The organism is Rheinheimera sp., from assembly GCF_030824435.1.
Taxonomy (GTDB): domain Bacteria; phylum Pseudomonadota; class Gammaproteobacteria; order Enterobacterales; family Alteromonadaceae; genus Pararheinheimera.
In genome coordinates this window covers 47163-62571 of sequence record NZ_JAVBXS010000027.1, presented here as the reverse complement: position 1 = coordinate 62571, position 15409 = coordinate 47163, and the positions used below count along the sequence as shown (strand labels likewise).

General features: G+C 45.7%; 16 protein-coding genes. 9 read left to right on the top strand and 7 right to left on the bottom strand.

Annotation, left to right across the window (positions count from 1 at the left end; all coding sequences use genetic code 11):
• Positions 1-192: 192 nt before the first annotated feature.
• From RCH83_RS06985 to RCH83_RS06945, 9 genes are read left to right on the top strand one after another with little or no spacing between them, the layout of a single operon-like run.
• Complete coding sequence (locus RCH83_RS06985; protein ID WP_306520399.1) at positions 193-1380, top strand: UDP-N-acetylglucosamine 4,6-dehydratase; 1188 nt, start codon at positions 193-195, stop codon at positions 1378-1380.
• Complete coding sequence (locus tag RCH83_RS06980; RefSeq protein ID WP_306520397.1) at positions 1380-2540, top strand: LegC family aminotransferase; 1161 nt, start codon at positions 1380-1382, stop codon at positions 2538-2540. The genes RCH83_RS06985 and RCH83_RS06980 overlap by 1 nt, the downstream gene beginning before the upstream one ends.
• The gene (gene neuC / locus RCH83_RS06975; RefSeq protein WP_306520395.1) at positions 2537-3676 is read left to right on the top strand and encodes a UDP-N-acetylglucosamine 2-epimerase; all 1140 of its coding nucleotides are present in this window, start codon (positions 2537-2539) and stop codon (positions 3674-3676) included. The genes RCH83_RS06980 and neuC overlap by 4 nt, the downstream gene beginning before the upstream one ends.
• 14 nt (positions 3677-3690) lie before the next feature.
• A complete protein-coding gene (neuB, locus tag RCH83_RS06970) occupies positions 3691-4770 on the top strand; it encodes an N-acetylneuraminate synthase (protein ID WP_306520393.1) in 1080 nt (359 codons plus the stop codon).
• Positions 4748-5398, top strand: a complete 651-nt coding sequence (locus tag RCH83_RS06965) for an acetyltransferase (protein WP_306520391.1) — start codon at positions 4748-4750, stop codon at positions 5396-5398. The genes neuB and RCH83_RS06965 overlap by 23 nt, the downstream gene beginning before the upstream one ends.
• Positions 5399-5408: 10 nt before the next feature.
• Complete coding sequence (locus tag RCH83_RS06960) at positions 5409-6467, top strand: nucleotidyltransferase family protein (protein ID WP_306520390.1); 1059 nt, start codon at positions 5409-5411, stop codon at positions 6465-6467.
• Entirely contained in the window at positions 6464-7453 is a 990-nt protein-coding gene (locus RCH83_RS06955) for a Gfo/Idh/MocA family protein (protein WP_306520388.1), read from the top strand. Before RCH83_RS06960 ends, RCH83_RS06955 begins: the two co-directional genes overlap by 4 nt.
• Complete coding sequence (locus RCH83_RS06950) at positions 7453-8154, top strand: cytidylyltransferase domain-containing protein (RefSeq protein ID WP_306520386.1); 702 nt, start codon at positions 7453-7455, stop codon at positions 8152-8154. Before RCH83_RS06955 ends, RCH83_RS06950 begins: the two co-directional genes overlap by 1 nt.
• The gene (locus RCH83_RS06945) at positions 8147-8902 is read left to right on the top strand and encodes an oxidoreductase (RefSeq protein WP_306520384.1); all 756 of its coding nucleotides are present in this window, start codon (positions 8147-8149) and stop codon (positions 8900-8902) included. Before RCH83_RS06950 ends, RCH83_RS06945 begins: the two co-directional genes overlap by 8 nt.
• A gap of 33 nt (positions 8903-8935) precedes the next feature.
• Here RCH83_RS06945 and RCH83_RS06940 read toward each other — a convergent pair whose 3' ends face one another.
• The 7 genes from RCH83_RS06940 to RCH83_RS06910 all read right to left on the bottom strand — a co-directional run bounded on the left by RCH83_RS06940 (position 8936) and on the right by RCH83_RS06910 (position 15107).
• Entirely contained in the window at positions 8936-11017 is a 2082-nt protein-coding gene (locus RCH83_RS06940; RefSeq protein ID WP_306520382.1) for a 6-hydroxymethylpterin diphosphokinase MptE-like protein, read from the bottom strand.
• Entirely contained in the window at positions 11017-11316 is a 300-nt protein-coding gene (locus tag RCH83_RS06935) for a hypothetical protein (RefSeq protein ID WP_306520380.1), read from the bottom strand. The genes RCH83_RS06940 and RCH83_RS06935 overlap by 1 nt, the downstream gene beginning before the upstream one ends.
• Positions 11306-11725, bottom strand: coding sequence for a flagellar export chaperone FliS (gene fliS / locus RCH83_RS06930; RefSeq protein WP_306520378.1), 420 nt, complete (start codon positions 11723-11725; stop codon positions 11306-11308). The genes RCH83_RS06935 and fliS overlap by 11 nt, the downstream gene beginning before the upstream one ends.
• Before the next feature lie 19 nt (positions 11726-11744).
• A complete protein-coding gene (gene fliD, locus RCH83_RS06925) occupies positions 11745-13145 on the bottom strand; it encodes a flagellar filament capping protein FliD (protein ID WP_306520376.1) in 1401 nt (466 codons plus the stop codon).
• 19 nt (positions 13146-13164) lie between these two features.
• The gene (locus RCH83_RS06920) at positions 13165-13593 is read right to left on the bottom strand and encodes a flagellar protein FlaG (protein ID WP_306520374.1); all 429 of its coding nucleotides are present in this window, start codon (positions 13591-13593) and stop codon (positions 13165-13167) included.
• Positions 13594-13655: 62 nt separating this feature from the next.
• A complete protein-coding gene (locus RCH83_RS06915; protein WP_306520372.1) occupies positions 13656-14648 on the bottom strand; it encodes a flagellin in 993 nt (330 codons plus the stop codon).
• A gap of 93 nt (positions 14649-14741) precedes the next feature.
• Entirely contained in the window at positions 14742-15107 is a 366-nt protein-coding gene (locus RCH83_RS06910; protein ID WP_306520370.1) for a hypothetical protein, read from the bottom strand.
• Positions 15108-15409: the final 302 nt, after the last annotated feature.

Below are 15409 nucleotides of genomic sequence, written 5' to 3'. Positions count from 1 at the left end.
GCCTGATATTCAGTATAAGCCGCTTCCGCCTGATCTTCCAAAGCCTGCGGACTGCAGCAAATTACAACGACAACAGCACCAGGAAAAACCGGATTTGCTATGGCCTCAATGCTATTTCAGCGCTTAGGTTTGTAGCCTTATAAGTTTTCTAATAGACTGATTTAAAATCAAATAACCTAAAGCCCGCGCAAAATGGAAAATATCTTACAGTATTTAGGCCGCTCATCTGAGATGTTGGATGATGATCTGCACGCTCATCACCAGAGATTAACCAGCTTGCTTGGTCACTCGTCTTGCCTGGTGTTAGGCGCTGCCGGCTCTATTGGTCAGGCTGTCACCCGCCTTCTGATGCGTTATGCACCGGCTAAATTGCACCTGGTCGATATCAGCGAAAATAATCTGGTGGAGCTGGTACGCGACCTGCGCAGTTGTTATCAACACTTTCCTGCCAATTTTCAGGCCTTAGCGCTGGATATTGGCTCTGTGGCTTATGACAGGTTTATCAGCAGCGATGGCAAATACGACTATGTGCTGAATCTGTCAGCGCTGAAACATGTCCGCAGTGAAAAAGATGTTTTTACCCTGATGCGTATGATTGACGTCAATATCCTCAATACCGAAAAAACCATCAGGCAATCGATTCAGTCCGGCGTCAAAAAATACTTTTGTGTCTCCACCGACAAAGCGTCTAATCCGGTCAATATGATGGGAGCGTCCAAACGTATTATGGAACTGGTGCTGTTAAGCTACAGCGACAAAATAAATATCTCCAGCGCCCGTTTTGCCAATGTGGCTTTTTCGGACGGCTCTTTATTACACGGCTTCAGGCAAAGACTGCATAAACGCCAGCCTCTGGCCGCGCCAAGCGATATCAGACGTTATTTTATTACCGATCATGAAGCCGCTGTGCTTTGTATTATGTCCTGTTGTTTTGGCCAGAACCGTGATGTGTATTTTCCGAAACTGAATGAAAGTCAGCTGATCAGCATGACAGACATTGCAGAAAAATTTCTGAAAAACCATGGATATAACCCCAAACTTTGCAGCACCGAACAAGAAGCCAGAACACTGATGGCAACACTGCCAGAGCAAGGGCTCTGGCCTTGTGTTTTTAGTACATCTGACACTACAGGCGAAAAAGAAGCTGAAGAATTTTATGAACAGCAAGACCAGCCTGATTTTCAAAGTTATCAGCAAATTGGTGTGTTACATCAGCAACTACAAGATCATCAGCAAAAGCTGGCACAGTTTTCTGAACAAATTCAACAGATAAAGGCTCAAGCTGTCTGGCATAAGGCCGATATAGTTAAACTCTTTATGGCCACTTTACCGGGTTTTGACCATATGGAAACGGGCAAATATCTGGATGGAAAAATGTAATGACAAGCACCAAGGCGCTGCTGAGCTTTATCCGCGACATCTATCAGAACAAAGGGCCCATTCCGCTACATGCACCACAGTTTGATGTGACAGAAAAAGCCAGACTGATGGACTGTATCGACAGCACCTTTGTGTCCAGTGTTGGCCCTTTTGTGGATCAGTTTGAAAAAGATATGGCCAGCTATTGCCAAAGCAGCCGAGCCGTTGCCACTGTAAATGGCACTGCTGCCTTGCAGGCTGCTTTACATCTGGCCGGTGTTGGCCGCAATGATATTGTCATTACCCAGGCTTTAACCTTTGTCGCCACCTGTAATGCCCTGCATTTTTTGGGCGCCACAGCGGCTTTTGTTGATGTGTCACCCATCAGCCTGGGTTTATGTCCGGATGCACTACAACTGTTTTTAACAAGCCAGTGTGGCAAAAATACCAAAGGGGACACTGTGCTGTTAAACACAGGTCAACGTATTGGCGCTGTTGTGCCTATGCATACCTTTGGTCATCCGGTGCAACTTGATGAAATTGTTGCTATTTGTAGTGAATGGCAATTACCGCTGGTAGAGGACGCTGCTGAAAGTCTGGGCTCGTTTTACCGGGGCAGGCACACTGGTACCTTTGGCCGGTTTGGCGCTTTAAGTTTTAACGGCAATAAAATCATCACCACAGGTGGTGGTGGTATGGTGCTTTGCCAGAACAGCGCAGATGGGGCCCATTGCAAACATGTCACGACCACTGCCAAGGTGGCGCACCCTTATCGGTTTTTTCATGACGAAGTGGCGTTTAACTTCAGAATGCCAAATTTAAATGCCGCTTTGGGTTGTGCACAACTGGAAAAATTACCGGCTTATCTCGCCAATAAAAGAGCTTTGGCGGCGCAATATCAGGCATTTTTGCAGGGCAGCGATTACCAGTTTGTTTGTGAACCTGAATATGCCAGCTCGAATTATTGGTTAAACGCTGTAATTTGTGCTGATGAACAGCAACAACAACTGTTGCTAAAACAAAGCAATGACAGCGGCATTATGACCAGGCCCGTCTGGGAACTGATGCATCATTTGCCGATGTTTAAAGATTGCCCGAGAGGAAACCTTGGCCACAGCGAATGGCTGGCTAAACGACTGGTGAATCTGCCAAGTTCAGTCACACCTGAGGTGCCGGCATGAGAAAAATTGCTGTTTTTACCGGCGCCCGTTCTGAATATGGTTTGTTGTATCCGCTGCTGACTGAAATACAGGCAAGTACCGAACTTGAACTGCAACTGATTGTATCCGCCATGCACCTGTCACCTGATTATGGTTATACAGTGCAGACTATTGAACAAGATGGTTTTGCCATTGCCGCCCGTATTGAAACTTTATTATCGTCGGACAGCCCGGTAGGTACTTTAAAAAGTCTGGGGCTTGGCATTATTGGTTATGCCGACGCGCTGGAACGCCTGAAACCTGACATGCTGGTGCTGCTCGGTGACAGATACGAAGCCTTAGGTATGGCGCAAGCTGCACTTATTATGCAAATTCCCATTCTGCATCTGCATGGCGGGGAAATTACCCAGGGTGCTTATGATGACGCCATTCGTCATGCCATCAGCAAAATGAGCACTTATCACGCCACCTCCTGCCCACAACACAGACAAAGAGTGATACAGCTGGGGGAAGAGCCAGCACGGGTTTTTCATGTCGGCGCTATTGGTCTGGATAACATCAGGGGCAAAACGCGGAACAGCAGGCCTGAAACCTTAGCTTTTTTGGGTCTGGACCCTGCAGCTGAATTTATCTTTTTAACCTACCACCCGGTCACGGCTGGTGATGAGCCGCCAGCAGAGAGTATTGACGCCTTGATCAGCGCACTTGACAGCCAGCAGCAATACCATGTGGTGGCGAGTTACCCCAATGCCGACAACGGCGGCAAGGTGATTATCAGCGCGTTACAGCAATGGCAAGCCAACAACAGCAGAGTGAAAACTATCGCCTCTTTGGGCCATCATTATCTGGATGTGGTGTCCCATGCCGCGCTGGTGATTGGCAACTCCTCCAGCGGCATTATTGAAATACCTTCTCTGGCCGTACCTGTGGTGAATGTTGGTATACGCCAGCAAGGCCGCGAGTGCTCAAAACATATTATTCATTGCCCACCCGAACCTGTGGCCATCCGCACTGCAATACAACAGGCAATTGCGACTAAAGATCGGCTACAAACCGCCGATAACCCTTATGACGCAGGACAGACCAGCCAGACGGTCGCCCGGTTATTGGCGGTATTACCACTGACTGCGCAAAAAAAGTTTTTTGACCTTAACTAAGAGCGCAGATGCTGATGAGCAAAACCCTGATCATTGCCGAAGCCGGCGTTAACCATAATGGCTGTCTGAACATGGCCTTGCAGCTGGTCGAAGCGGCCAGTGCAGCAGGCGCCGATGTGGTGAAGTTTCAAACTTTCAATGCCGAACAACTGGTCACGAACAGAGCCAAAAAAGCGGAATATCAGGCAGAAAACACACAAAATAATGGCAATCAGCTGGAAATGCTAAAGCAGCTGCAACTAAGCCATGCTGATCATTTGACACTGATGCAAAGGTGTGACGAACTTGGTATCCGTTTTATGTCAACGGCCTTTGACAACGACAGCCTGCAGTTTTTAGCCGGATTACAACTAAAAATCATGAAAATTCCATCCGGTGAAATTACCAATGCGCCACTGTTGCTGCAGTATGCCCGTACCGGCGCCGATATTATTTTATCAACGGGTGTCAGTACCTTAGACGAAGTCCGTGAGGCTTTGGGCGTATTGGCTTTTGGCATGACAACATCAGACACTGTAATGCCACAAGGCCGTGCCGATTTTAGCAAAGCCTTTGCATCCGAAGCGGGTCAGCAGCAGCTGAAAAACAAAGTAACTTTATTACATTGCACCACTGAATACCCCGCCCCTTTTGCCGACATCAATTTAAAAGCGATGGACAATTTACGGCAAGAATTTGGCCTGGCTGTGGGTTATTCGGATCACAGTCAGGGCATTTTAGTGCCTGTTGCTGCGGTAGCCCGCGATGCCACTGTGATTGAAAAACATTTTACCCTTGATAAAAACCTGCCGGGGCCAGACCATCAGGCATCCCTGGAGCCGGATGAACTCAAAGCCATGGTGGACAACATTCGCCAGGTCGAACTGGTACTGGGCCATGGCCGCAAAGAACCGGCACCTTCTGAATTAAAAAACCGCCAGCTTATCCGCAAATCTCTGGTTGCAGCACGGCCATTAAGTGCCGGCGCACAGTTCAGCGCCCAGGATTTAGTTTGCAAAAGACCCGGGGATGGCAAAAGCCCGTTCGATTATTGGCAGTTGCTTGGCCGCACCATCAGCAGGGATTATCAGCATGACGAACTTATTGAAGACTAAAGCGCTGGTGATGATTGGCGCCGGCGGCCATGCCAGAGTGCTGCTGGATATACTGGCGCGCCAGGCACAGCTGCCTGCGGCAATTTTTTGCGCAGAAACTGCCAGCTTGCCAGCGCCATTTTCTGCCATACCGCAGTATCACGACGACGCAGAGATCAACAAATTTCCACCAGAACAAGTGTTGTTGATCAATGCGGTGGGTCGTTTGCCGGGCGAACATCGCCGTATGCAGATTTTTGAAAAATTTAAACAGCAGGGTTACCGGTTTGCCAGCGTTATTTCAGAAAAAGCACTGGTTTCAAGCCACTGCCAGCTTGGCGAAGGGGTGCAAATTCTCGATGGCTGTATTGTCAATTCCGGTGTGGTGGTTGCGCACAACTGCATCCTCAACACTGCCGCAGTGGTAGAACACGATTGCCGGCTGGACGCTCATGTGATGATAGCGCCAGGAGCTGTACTTTGCGGCAATGTACATTGCAAAGAGCAGGCTTTTATCGGTGCCGGCGCTACTGTTATTCAGAATCTGGCTATTGGCAAAGCGGCATTGGTGGCTGCGGGCGCCACTGTGGTATGTGATTTGCTAGACAATCAAAAAATTTATCCGGCACGGCACTTTATCGTTATGTGAGGTCATCATGATGGAACAAAAGTGGAAACAAGTCCTTATCGCCCCTGACAGCTCTATCCGTGATGCCCTGAAAATTATTGAACAGGCATCCTTGCGTATAGCCTTGGTGGTTTCTGCTGAACATCAGCTGCTTGGGGTTGTCACAGACGGTGATATTCGCCGTGGTCTGCTGAAAAACTTTTCGCTCGACAGCCCGGTGAGTGCGGTGATGAACAACCACCCTATTACAGCTGCTGTTGGCGCCCCCAGGCGTGAGCTGATTAAGCTGATGAATGATAAGGGATTGTTATCTATTCCATTACTGGATGATGGCAAAGTGGTTGATCTGGAAATTCTGCAGCGCAATGCCCCTGAATTCCGCCACGACAACCCGGTGTTTCTGATGGCTGGTGGTTTTGGTACCCGCTTAAAACCGCTGACCAATGATTGCCCTAAACCTATGTTAAGAGTGGGCGAAAAACCCATACTGGAACTGGTGTTACTCAGTTTTATCCGCTCTGGTTTTCATAACTTTTATATCTCGTTGCATTATATGCCGGAGCAAATCCAGCAATATTTTGGTGATGGTTCCAAATGGAACGTCAGCATCAAATATATCTACGAAGACTTACCGCTTGGCACAGCTGGCGCACTGGGTTTATTACCAGCTGATGCCCCTAAATTACCGGTGTTATTAATGAACGGTGATTTATTAACCACGGTCGATTTTGAGCAACTGCTTGAATTTCACAACAAAAGCCGCTCTGACGCCACTATGTGTGTGCGGGATTATGAATATCAGATCCCATTTGGTGTTATCAATGGCGACGGCGAGCGGGTGCTGAGTATGGTGGAAAAACCGATACAACGGCTTTTTGTAAACGCCGGTATTTATGTGATTAATCAGGATGTCCGTGCTCAGGTGAAACCCAATCAGCGTATCGATATGCCGACTTTGCTGGAGCAGAATATTGACCTTGCCAAAAAAGTGTCGATGTTCCCTATTCACGAATATTGGCTGGATATAGGCCGGATTGATGATTACCAAAGGGCACAAATTGATGTACACAATTTAAGGCTGCCGGTATGAAGCATATTGCGGTGATTGGCGCTGGCAGTATAGGTCGGCGCCACATCGACAATCTGCGGTTATTGCATGCTAAAACTCAGATTTACTGGTTGGGCGCGACCGGTCAGCTCCCCCCGGCACTCAGACTTAACGACATTCAGTATCCGGCAAGTCTTGAAGAACTGACTGCTTTGCCACTGGATTATGCTGTTGTCGCATCGCCGGCATCAAGCCATCAGCAACATCTGAGTGCCCTGCTTGCCCACAATATTCCGGTCTTAGTCGAAAAACCGCTGGCCGCCACCCTGGCGCAGGGACTGCAACTGCAGAAACTTTGCCAGGCTTCACCACAAATACCAGTGGCAGTTGCCTATTGCCTGCGGTTTTTACCAGCGTTACCACTGCTGAAAACCCAACTTGCAGAACAACTTATTGGCACCGTATTACATGTTAATTGTCACGTAGCCCAGTATCTGCCCGACTGGCGGCCCGGCAAAGACTACCGGCAAAGTGTTTCTGGCCAGACGGCGCTTGGTGGTGGTGTATTGCTGGAACTCAGTCACGAACTTGATTATCTGTATTATTTGTTTGGCCCACTGAAGTTGCTGCATAGCAAGTTACAACAAAGTGGCCTGCTGGACATTGATGTAGAAGATCAGGCTGATTTATTGTTGTCGGCGCCAGAAGCAGGCACTATCTGCCTGCACCTGGATTTCCTGCAAAAAACTGTACAGCGCCGTTGTGTGATCAGTGGCACCGAAGGAAGACTGGAATGGGATCTGGTGCAAAATACCATTGTTCTGTACCAGGCAAAACAACAAAAGCTGATATTCAGTGACGAAAACTACCCAAAAAACCAGATGTATCTGCAGATGCTGCAACAATTTGAGCTGATGGTGCAAAACCCTCAACAACAACCGGCTTTTTTGGCCAGTATTGACGATGCCGTTTCGACCCTCAGGGTGATTGACGAAGCCAAACGGCAGTCGCAGTTTAAGGAAAATTGATGAGCACTATCGCTTTTGTGTTTGCCCGCGGCGGCTCCAAAGGTCTGCCCGGAAAAAATATCAAACCGCTCTGCGGTAAACCGCTGTTGCATTATTCCATTGAAATAGCTCAACAAATTCCAGAAATTTCGGCTATATACGTGTCAACAGACTGCGACCATATAGCGGCCTCTGCAATACAGGCCGGCGCTTTAGTGATCAAAAGGCCAGCTGAGCTTGCCAGCGACACCGCAGCTGAATGGCTGGCCTGGCAACATGCAATTTTGCAGGTGCAACAAAGCGGCATTCAGTTTGACACCTTCGTCAGCTTACCCACCACCAGCCCGCTCAGAGCTGTGCAGGATGTGACAGCTGCCTTAGCGCGACTCAAAACCACAGCAGCAGATATTTGTATTGGTGTGACCCCTGCTGCCCGCAACCCCTATTTTAATATGGTAAAACCCAAAGGGGATGATGAAGTCTGCCTGTTTAACAACGATCAGCAGCAGATAAAAAGACGACAGGATGCCCCTGTTGCCTTTGATATCACAACTGTAGTTTATGCGGCCAGGGTTAATTATATTCTTGAAAAGAATGCTCTTTTTGCCGGAAAAGTCACCAGCATTGAAGTGCCGAAACAAAGAGCTGTTGATATTGACGATATGTATGATTTTTTGTTTGCCGAGTCTTTGTTAAAAAGTGGAGCCGCATTTGATGTCTAAAAAAATACTGGTGGCAGGCGCCGCCGGCTTACTTGGCAAACATATTGTCAAAACTTTATTAGCAGCCAATTATCAGGTGCTGGCTTGTGATCTCAGTCTGGATTTATTACAACAACGGCTGGGCGCACTTGGCATTGATCTGTCACAACAGGGCCTTCAGTTACAACAACTGGACTTAACCAAACCAGAGGAAGTTAACCAGTTTTTCCACCAGCAGCCTGATCTTGATGGTGCGGTGAATTGTATTTATCCACGCAACAAAAAATACGGCACCGACTTTTTAAGTGTGACGCTGGATGATTTTAACGACAATGTTGCGCTGAATCTCGGTTCGTCTTTTTATCTGATGCAAAGTTGTGTCAAATATTTTCAGCAGCAGCAACGCCCTTTTTCGCTGGTAAATTTCGCGTCCGTTTATGGCGTAGTGGCGCCGGAATTTGATATTTATCAGGATGTTGCTTTTACCATGCCGGTTGAATATGCCGCCATCAAATCGGCATTAATTCACCTGAGTAAATATGTCTGCAAGTATGTGGCTCACAGTGATTTCAGGGTGAATGTGATCAGTCCCGGTGGCATTTTGGATCAACAACCCACTGCTTTTACTGAAAAATACCAGCAGAAATGCCTGGGAACCGGTATGTTGCCGCCGGAAAGTATGGCAGGAACAGTGTTGTTCCTGCTGTCTGATGACTCAAAATATATTAACGGGCAGAATATTATTGTGGATGATGGTTTTACTCTCTGATGGCGCAGTTTACCAAAGTATAAATGACTGCGTTTATACTTTGCGTTGTTCCAGACCCCAATCACACTTGGTATTCCAGTTTAATGGGAAATCATTTTTGATGTCGTTTAAGTAACCTACCCACAACTTCCGCACTTTTTCAAAGTGTTCCAAAGTTTCTTTTTCTTCTTCAACGCTGTACAACATTGTCAGCATTGGGCAGTGGAAATATAACAACGAACCTTTTACCATATGGAAAATATAGGTAAATTTTGTGCCATTAAAAGCATAAAGATAACGAGCTTGCCGCATCAATAGATCTGAAGCTTCCACTCTGGAGTGATAAGGCTCTTCAGCAATTGCGATCATGTGTTCGCAGACATCATTCAGCAATTTAAAATTAATATCAGCTTCGGTAACATTCAGCTCAAAATCAGTGAAAAACCTGCTTTTTATGTCCGCTACAACTTTATCTTTATCAATGGCTGTTTTTGGAATAAATACATCTTCAACAATTAATGGATGAGCGCCTTCAAGTTTGGCGCCGTAACCTACGTTATAAAAAAACGTATTTTTTGAGGTATTGATCAGGTTTTCTATTTGCGTTTTTGCAACTTTTAATAAGTCGGTGGCCATAACAACACCACCAAAATTTCCTTCTAATTTATGCCGGGCATTTTTATTAACTGTCCGTTTAAAATCTAAATTTTCGTCACTGTAAATACTAAATTTTGAATGGGTCGCCTGATTGATATAACCATTATCAACACCCACCAGGTAAATTTCTTTAAAACCCATGGACACAGCATAAGACAAGGCAGTATTTACCACCAAGGGCCCACAGTTTGGCATCGCCTTTAATAATTTTTGTTTTTTAATGGCAATATATTGATAAAGGAAAAAGGTCGATGCTTCCGGTCCTTTTAAACCAACACCAGCCCATTTATACAGTTCCAATACATCCGGATACATCACATCCACAGTCAGCAAATTCAGTTTTTCATAAACTTCCTTTGGCTGTGTATCCAGCAGGATGTCATAGGTAATTTTCGGTCTTTCTACCAGTACATGGAAATCCGGATCTATGCCCATTTTTAATAAAGAGCCTAAAGCCGTTCCTGATGCAAAAATAATGGCGCGATCTTTTACCTGTTGTAATAACCCGGCTGCATCGTCCAACGAAGGCCCGTTACCAATGACAAAAACAGGCACGTCGGCGTAAGGAAACTTCGGCGCTTTTGGCTCTTTATAAAAAAATTCGTAACCTTTATTTAAGTTTTCAATGCCATGCGCAAGGCCGGTAATGGCATCGTTGTAAAAGCCAAAACCTAACTGGAAATCGCTGTAACGTTGGAAAAATTCTTTAATCAGCTGATTGACTTCAGGTGACGGGTAGTGCTGATAACAATAACTGCGCACCAGAGAAAATGCGCCAATATCAGCGGCTACTGCACTTAAAGTTGCAAAAAACTGTTTGTAACTAACCCCCACCTGCAGAAATAAAGTTTTACCCTCTTCGTCTATTTTTTTAATAATAGAACTCCAGTCAATACAATACAGACTGGCATAAAAAAGCTCTAAATCGGGTTCTGAAATAAACAGATAATCAAAAGAATGTTGTTTAAGCAATAACGGAATATGGTAACCCAAACCTACGCCAAAAATGATTGCACTAGGGAAGTGCTCAGGTAGTTTACTGATGGGGGTCAGGTCTTGCGCGTAAAAATCAGCCAGGTGTTCATCTAATGCATGCATGTATTGTATATGAATGCGGATGTCGTCACTTTTTACACCAAAGCCATATTTCGTCATGCTGAAAAATGCTTTGTTGCGGTAACGTTCAACCTGCGTGGCAACTGTTTCTTCAATATCCACACCATAAAGCGGAATATCATGACCGGCGGGAATAAAATCAGCAAAGCCACCTTCACGGACTATAAACTTAAAGTCGTCACGCTTTTTATATTGGGTGATGGAGTTGTATACATCAGGATAATATTGCTGGAAGGTTTGCAGATTTTGTTCGAACCGTTGTTGTGAGATTTGTTCGAATACTATTTCACGTTCTTTTTGTGCAACGACATCGGCCAGTTTCGACTCAATTTCTACTAATTGCTTCTCGAGATCATTCGACATCAACAATTATTCTTCTGATAAGCTTCACTGACTTTATTAGACCGAAACTGGTCAATGGAAGCAACAGTTATCTGGATCTGCTGAAGCTTTTTTTTAAGTTCTTCTATCTTAACATCAAACAAAAACTTTAACGCTCTGATGTCTTCAGCCACTTCAGCAGTTAAGCCCTGACGCTGAAAAACCACTAAATGCTGATGGATAGTCACACATTCCTGGCAGGCTTTTTCATATTCTTCGGCAGCAATCAAGGCTTCAAAACTGCTAATTTGCTGTTGTAACAAGGCACGGTCAGCCAACATTGGCCATGCCTCTGGACTGCTCCGCTTGCATTTGTGCGTCTAACGGAATTTCGTCCCAAGCCGATTTGATGGTTTTAAACAGTTCGCTCACTTCATCAATGGCGGCAGTGTTTTCTTTTTCAACTGAAGCATCTATCAGCCGTTCAATCATATAACTATACAAAGCATATAAATTATTGGTCAGTTCAGGCGCCAGGCTATCATCCAGACAAGAACGAAGCGCTTCGAGAATGGCAGATGCTTTGGACAAAGCCCGGCCTTTAGCTTCAAAATCTTTGCGGCTGAGCGCACCTTTGGCCAAAGCCAGATTATCAAGCACACCAGACATTAATAACTGAATCACCTGATAAGGACTGGCATCTGCTAACCGGGTTTTGGTGGCTTCTTTTTGATAAAATTTAATGCTCATAGCTATCCCCTGTCAGCTGTTATTTAGATTTTACAAAACCCGGTAAACTACCCAGTTGCGATTGCAGGAAAGAACCTGAACTTTGCATCTGTGCAATTAATGAGTCCAGATTGGCATATTGTGCTCTTAACCTTACTTCCATCTGTGACATCCGGTAATCATGTTTTTCACGTTCAACTTCTAAATCGCGCAACGACAGATTGATATTGTCCTGACGGAAAGTGAAAGAACCTTTTGCATCAAGATTTTTTTCCAGCAGATCTTTGATGCCACCGGCAAAACCACCCACTGATGAAAATAATTTACCAAAATCCGCATAGTTGTCGGTTAAAGCTTCACTCATGCTGCGGACTAAACTGGATTTTTCCAGAGTACCGTCTTTTTTCAGTCCCAGGCCCACATCAAAAATAGTTTCAAAAGGTCCTGCACCTGTGACCACTTGCTGCAGGCTGTTGGTTAACTGGGTTTTTAAACCACGCATGGTGGAATCCCCATATAAACCAGCGCCAACTTTGGTGTGATAATCGATGGTGCCAACAGCATTGTTGTAGGCTTTGATAAACTCATCCATCAGTTTTTCCACACCAGCGGTATCGTAAGCCACATCAATACGGGCTTTTTCACCTGCGGCACCCACTTTTAAAGCGGTAAAACTTAAATCCTGAATGGTATTACTAAACTTGTTGGAAGCGCTGGTGACATCCACGCCATCCACTTTAGCAATGGCATCTTTTGCAATATCAGCAGCGGCAATTGTCATACCGCCTGCACCACCACCAAAAGCAACAGTCGACACTGCGTCTAAATCAGCATTGTCGTTTTCAATAATCACATCATTGCCTGCACCAGTGACATTTGAGGTGATCACCAGTTTAGATGTCGGACTTGCACCACCGGTATTGATAATGTTGGCAGTAATACCAAAATTGGTCTCTGAGCTGTTAATGGCATTACGGATATCTTCTAAAGTTGCACCAGCTGCGATATCCACAGCAAAGTCTTTGGTGCCGGCTTTTAACGTTAACTTGCCGGCAGTGGCATTCACCACATCGGTAGGTGCGGTAAAAGCGCCATTTGACATAGCCCGGCTGCCTTGCGCCAGCTGGGTCACTTCAATATTAAAACTGCCGGTAGTCGACTGATCTGTGGTGGCTACAGAAATCAGATCGCCGGAAGTTGGTTGTTTCACTGTGGCAACCCTTTTACTGAAATTTTCCGGGTCGGCCAGTTTTTTAATAATGTCCTGCAATGAAGATAAAGAAGACTTAACGGCACCTAAGGCTGAAAGTTCAACACTCAACCGCGTTTTGGTTGCTTCAAAACGTTTTAACTTAGGTTGATCTTCTGCGTTTAAGGTTGCATTGATAATGTCTTCCAATGGAAGACCAGAACCCACACCTGCCGAAGTTATACCTGCCATGTTATCTTCCTCTTGCGGCTTATATTTCAGTATTAAATAAAGCGCCGGACTTATTTAATGTATCGACCATATCACCAAAAGCTTTAGCAACTTTATCCAAATCCCGGGAAGGAATTTCGCGGATCAGCTCTTTGCTTTCTTTGTCGATGACTTTAATTATAGGTGGCTCATTTAAGTCATCAAACTCAAACACCAGGTTGGTATTAACCAACGGAATAAACTGATTCAGCGATTCCAGCGATTCGCGGATCCGTTCATTATTTAATTCGATATCTGATGGTTGCTCTTTTTTAGCCTGAGCATCAGCTTCGGCTTTGTTGGCAAGCACATCTTTTTCTGCCTGACTGGCCGTTTTTGCCGTTTGGGCATCGTCCATGGCTTTTGTTCTGTTGCCAGAGAATAAATCAGGTAATTCTCTGTCCAGAGACAAGGAAGTATCGTAACCCATAATGACCTCCACACACGCTCAGAATAAAAATGGCCAGCTCACTGAGCTGGCCATTTTAACGATTAGCCCAGTAATGACAAGGCGACTTGTGGCCGCTGGTTTGCCTGAGACAAAATCGAGGTACTGGCTTGTTGCAGAATTTGCGAACGGGTCAGTGCAGCTGTTTCAGCAGCAAAGTCGGCGTCCTGAATACGGCTACGGGCGCCAGACAGGTTTTCAGCGATGTTAGATTCGTTACGAATTGTTGATTGGAAACGGTTTTGTACCGCACCCAATTCCGCACGTTTTTTATCAACAACGGCAATTAACGAGTCCATACCAGCCAGAACCAGCTGAGCATTCACCTGAGTAGATACGCTGATTGAGGTTTCAGCAAAGATTGCTGAAAACGCAGCGTCAGCCAGTGCAAAAGTGCTGTCCATACCGCTTAATGCAGACAGTTTTGAAGCGTCCAGCACGTCAGTTAAGGCTTTGGTGGTTACGTTACTGGCAACACCAGCAATACCTGACAGGGTAAAACCGCCGTTTGCTGACAGACTGAACGTACTGTCACCTGAGGTACCGCCCACTTGTTTCATTGAGAAACCGATGGTTTGTACCGCATCAGCACCAACCTGGAAGCTGGCTTTATAAGAACCATCCAGCAGTTTCTGACCACCAAAAGTGGTGTCTTTTGCTACACGGTTTACTTCACCCATTAAAGAACGGATTTCTTCCTGGATTGCCAGGCGGTCTTCGTCGGTGTTAGAACCGTTAGATGCCTGAGATGCCAGAGTACGAACACGCTGGAACATAGACGTAACTTCGTCCATCGCACCTTCTGCGGTTTGTGCTAACGAAATACCGTCATTGGCGTTACGGATACCTTGGTTCAGACCGTTGATCTGACCTGTTAAACGGTTAGAAATCTGCAAACCTGCAGAGTCATCAGCTGCGCTGTTGATCCGCAAACCTGAAGACAAACGTTTGAAAGATGTGTCCAGATTGGTACCGCTGTTCATTAATTGACGCTGAGCGTTTAACGAACTGACGTTGGTATTGACTGCTAAAGCCATAATAGCCTCCGATTATTGATAATAATGCTTGTTTTAACAGGTTACCCCTAACCGCTAAAACAGCATGTAAACGAACTTCTTGGACCTAACTCATTATGATAATGAGACTTTTAACGCAAGGTCGCTGCAATTACAGTTCCCCTTGTTTAAGCTATCGGCGGCGTTCTGAATTACTTTAGGAATTTTTTTAAAAAATTTAAAAATAATTTCAATCGCACCGCTTAACCTAAATTTTTTGCCAGACCAGATGGTTTTTTTGACTGAAAGATTGACGATGAACTCAGCAAGAAAAGGCCCTGCGGCCGTATTCCAAGCCGGCGGCAATGGCCGTAACAGATCGTCAGCTTTTTGCCGCTCTGGTGTAAAAACTAAAATGGCCTGGTTGTTCAACCCCTCTTTTTCACAACAGCACAACACCTGATGTTGTGCCGTTCCTTCTGCCATGGCATTGCCGGTCAACAAACTGCTCCCTTTAGTTTTTTGACAGTAAGTTTGTTTGTCAGCTTGTTTGTTATTGGCACAACTTTGTGTTGTGTGGTGTTTTTGCCCGGAAAAAGCTGCAACCACAAAAACCCGGCTTGGCAGGTTGTTGCGGTTGCAGTTTTGTAAAACAGAACCTGAAGCTATATTACCCGTCACAGGCAAACGACAAGGCTTGCGACTCTGACAATCAGGCATTGGTTGCCTTACAGCTTTTAAGGATAAATAAACGGTTGAGGTTACTGTGAATGTGGATAAAAGCTGTAGCTTATGGCCCGGCA

Coding starts and splice junctions, on each gene's coding strand:
- RCH83_RS06985 (WP_306520399.1), top strand. CDS start 193: ATGGAAAATATCTTACAGTATTTAGGCCGCTCATCTGAGATGTTGGAT.
- RCH83_RS06980 (WP_306520397.1), top strand. CDS start 1,380: ATGACAAGCACCAAGGCGCTGCTGAGCTTTATCCGCGACATCTATCAG.
- neuC (WP_306520395.1), top strand. CDS start 2,537: ATGAGAAAAATTGCTGTTTTTACCGGCGCCCGTTCTGAATATGGTTTG.
- neuB (WP_306520393.1), top strand. CDS start 3,691: ATGAGCAAAACCCTGATCATTGCCGAAGCCGGCGTTAACCATAATGGC.
- RCH83_RS06965 (WP_306520391.1), top strand. CDS start 4,748: ATGACGAACTTATTGAAGACTAAAGCGCTGGTGATGATTGGCGCCGGC.
- RCH83_RS06960 (WP_306520390.1), top strand. CDS start 5,409: ATGGAACAAAAGTGGAAACAAGTCCTTATCGCCCCTGACAGCTCTATC.
- RCH83_RS06955 (WP_306520388.1), top strand. CDS start 6,464: ATGAAGCATATTGCGGTGATTGGCGCTGGCAGTATAGGTCGGCGCCAC.
- RCH83_RS06950 (WP_306520386.1), top strand. CDS start 7,453: ATGAGCACTATCGCTTTTGTGTTTGCCCGCGGCGGCTCCAAAGGTCTG.
- RCH83_RS06945 (WP_306520384.1), top strand. CDS start 8,147: ATGTCTAAAAAAATACTGGTGGCAGGCGCCGCCGGCTTACTTGGCAAA.
- RCH83_RS06940 (WP_306520382.1), bottom strand. CDS start 11,017: ATGTCGAATGATCTCGAGAAGCAATTAGTAGAAATTGAGTCGAAACTG.
- RCH83_RS06935 (WP_306520380.1), bottom strand. CDS start 11,316: ATGTTGGCTGACCGTGCCTTGTTACAACAGCAAATTAGCAGTTTTGAA.
- fliS (WP_306520378.1), bottom strand. CDS start 11,725: ATGAGCATTAAATTTTATCAAAAAGAAGCCACCAAAACCCGGTTAGCA.
- fliD (WP_306520376.1), bottom strand. CDS start 13,145: ATGGCAGGTATAACTTCGGCAGGTGTGGGTTCTGGTCTTCCATTGGAA.
- RCH83_RS06920 (WP_306520374.1), bottom strand. CDS start 13,593: ATGGGTTACGATACTTCCTTGTCTCTGGACAGAGAATTACCTGATTTA.
- RCH83_RS06915 (WP_306520372.1), bottom strand. CDS start 14,648: ATGGCTTTAGCAGTCAATACCAACGTCAGTTCGTTAAACGCTCAGCGT.